We start from the raw sequence: 3117 nt of genomic DNA on the forward strand, positions 1-3117 counted from the left end.
GGGGGACTGCGAGCGCACCAGCGAGCTCGTGCGGGGCCTGGACGCGGCCGACCGCGCGGTGAACGGCCCGGCGGTGCGCGGCGCGGCCGCCGACCTCGAGGCCTGTGAGCTCCTGCTCGAGGCCCGCGGCCTGGTGCAGCCGGGCGTGCCCGACCGGACGGACGCCGCCGAGGTGGCGGCGGCGTACCTGCGGCACCCTGGCGCCCGGTGGTCCGGCGCGGGCCCCTGGCGCGCCGACCTCCTGCTGCGCTCCGCGTACAGCGACTCGCACGGGCCGGACCAGGGAGCGCTCGAGGCCGGCTTCGACCAGCTCGAGGTGTCCCTGGCGGAGACCCCGGACGAGGCGGGCGAGGTGCGCGCGGTCGTGGAGGCCTTCCTGACCCGGCTCGCCGAGGTGGAGGACCACTGCGCGGTCCGCGACGTCGTCGAGTGGGTGGACGCCGGGGACTGGGCGGGGACCGAGGTGGCCGAGCCGGTGGCCGCGGCGGCGGACGAGGTGCCGCGGCGCGTGCTCGGGTGCGCTCGGGACCTGGCCGACGCCGACGAGCTCACGGCGTCCCGCCACACGTACGAGGCGTTCCTGCGCGACCACCGCGACGACCGGAGGGCCGGTGTCGCGTCGGACGAGCTCGACGACGTCGTCACGGCGATCCAGCGCAAGAAGGTCGCCCGCCTGCTCGACACCGGCCGGTACTGCGCCCACCCGGAGCCGTACCGGGGCGCGACCGGGTACCGGCGCAAGGGCGGCAACCCGATGCAGGTGTTCGGCATCAAGCCCGCCGCGCACGACTTCCCCCGCCCGTGGCTCGCGGGGGACGTGGACGACACGGTGCTCGTGGCGTGCGTCGACGGGCCGAAGCGAGGCTCCTACCAGGAGACGTGCGCGTACGAGAGCGACCTGTTCCCGTACTGGTCCGACGTCCGGTTCTACGCCAGCCGGTTCGACGTGCGCCTCTACGAGGTGCGCACAGGGAAGCAGGTCGAGGCGTTCTCGGACGAGTTCGGCGACCCGTGCCCGCCGAGCATCCTCGTCACGACGTTCGGTTCGTTCGCGACCCCGCCCGAGACCAAGCGGTCGGCGTTCGACTCCGCCGACCTGCGCGGGATGTTCGAGGTCTACCAGAGCTGAGCCCGTGGCGCCCCTGTCGCTGGTCCGCTTCGGGAACGACCTGAGGGACCGATCCAGGTTCGGATCGGTCCCTCAGGTCGTTCTCGAAGCGGACCGGTGCGGACCGGTGCGGACCGTCAGAGCTCCTCGAGCAGCAGCACGTCCGGCGGCACGAGCGTGCGGGTCTGCAGCAGCTCGGTGACCAGGTTGTGGTTGAGCATGTTGCCGACCGGCTCGCCGACCTCCTCGCGCGTCAGACCGGGCACGCCGGCGCGGGAGAGCCGCTTGCGCACGCCGGAGACGAGGTGCTCGACGCGCTTGGCGGTCCACGGCTCGCCCGGCTGCAGCGCCACGAGGTCCTGCGCGACCTGCTGCCACGTGCACGGCTGCGGGTACGCCTCGTGCAGCAGGTACTTCTGCGCGAGCGAGACGAGGGCCAGCCGCTCGTCGGCACGCAGCTTCCACGGCTTGTCGCGCAGCGTCTCGGCGTCGGGCGCGGGGCGGGGCAGGCGGCCGTCGTCGTCCGCGACGTAGAGCTCGAGCAGGTGCCTGCGGCGGGCCGTGCCGTTGACGAACACGGGCGTGTAGCCGGGCTCGACGGGGTAGGGGTCGTCCTCGGGGAAGAGGGTCATCGAGCGCGGGAGCTGCAGCGCGCGGTGGCCGGTGTTGGCGAGCCACCAGCGACCCGAGCGGTACGTCACCGTGCCCTGGTTGCGGCTGATCCGCAGGTCGTCCTCGCCGACGCAGACGTGCACGTCGGGGCGGTTGCGGCCGAACACGACGGTGCGCTCCTCGCGCGCGGTGAACCGGACGCCGCCCGTCACGGACAGGGCGTAGATGGTGCCGGGGTCCGACCTCGGCACGCCGAACGCGAGGCTCGCGTGCTGCGGGGAGAGCTGCTCGGCGCCCTCCCGCAGAGGGATGTCCGTCATGTGACCTCCAGGTGCTCCGTGCAGGATCCCGTGCCGGATCGTCGCACGCACCCCCGGGGACCCCTCCCCAGGGCTCAGCCCACCGCGGGCAGCGCGGCCGCGACCGGCTCCGCGATGTCGAGGGCCGTGGTGCACAGCGCGTCGATGTCCGGGGACTCCCCGTCCTCGTCCTGGAGCTGGATGCGGACGAGCTCGGCGACCACGTCGCCGTCGCCGTCCTCGCTGACCGCGACGCGGTTGACGACGTCGACGAGGCAGGAGTCGGCCGACCACGTGTCGCCCCGGACGAACAGCTCGCGCCCGTCGACGACGTAGCGGTCGCCGTCGTCCTCCGTGAGCGGCTCGTTGAACTGGAAGAGGACGCGCAGCTCCTTGCCGTCGTCCGTGTCCCAGCGGCACTCCCAGTCGGCGAACCCGGCCAGCGGGTGGGCCGTGTCGACGTCGGGCAGCCGGGACAGGGGCTCGCCCTGCATCAGCTCGCAGGCGTCGACCGTGTAGAGCGAGCCCTCCGCGAACGGCCGCGTGCGGCGGGGGACCTGACCCCCGTTGAGCATCGACGTGGCGTGGTTGAGGTTGGCGTCGGCGATCGCGCAGAGGTTGTCGACCTCGCCGGCGCTCTCGGACGTCTGGTCCCAGGTCTCCTGCCACACGTCGAGCGAGATGTTGTAGTCGCCGCCGGGCAGGAACAGCTCGCGGCTGCACTCCTCCGGCATCTCGTACTCGTCGTTCACGACCACGATGCGGCCGAAGCGCCGGTTCGGCTCGCCCGGCTTCTCGTGGTTGTGCCAGAGCGTGGCGCCGACGGCGACGATCGCGCCGTCGCTCCGCGTCACCACGACCTCGCACGTGTTGAGCTCGCCGTTGTCCGTGCGTGTCCGGGTGAGCCCGAACTCGCCCATCGCCTCGAGGTCGATGAGCGCGCACGGGTCGGCCGTGACCGGGTCGCCGATCATGGCGGCGCTCGCGCGCGGCGGGGCGACGTCCGCGGCGTCCGACGCCGTCGGCACCCCGTCCTGCGCCACGACCCGGTCGCGGGCGAACCACGCACCGGCCGCGAGCACGAGCGCTCCGGCGACC

General features: G+C 73.5%; 3 protein-coding genes. 1 reads left to right on the forward strand and 2 read right to left on the reverse strand.

The window, feature by feature from the left end; genetic code table 11:
• The coding region (locus HLB15_RS23055) for a hypothetical protein (protein WP_171109044.1) at positions 1-1129 on the forward strand (1129 nt) is incomplete at its 5' end.
• A gap of 116 nt (positions 1130-1245) precedes the next feature.
• Here the strand turns inward: HLB15_RS23055 and HLB15_RS23060 are convergent.
• Entirely contained in the window at positions 1246-2040 is a 795-nt protein-coding gene (locus HLB15_RS23060) for an FHA domain-containing protein (RefSeq protein WP_171109046.1), read from the reverse strand.
• A gap of 74 nt (positions 2041-2114) precedes the next feature.
• Positions 2115-3117: hypothetical protein (locus tag HLB15_RS23065; RefSeq protein ID WP_171109049.1), on the reverse strand; the 1003-nt coding region annotated here is incomplete at its 5' end.

Source organism: Promicromonospora citrea (genome assembly GCF_013004695.1).
GTDB lineage: Bacteria > Actinomycetota > Actinomycetes > Actinomycetales > Cellulomonadaceae > Promicromonospora > Promicromonospora citrea.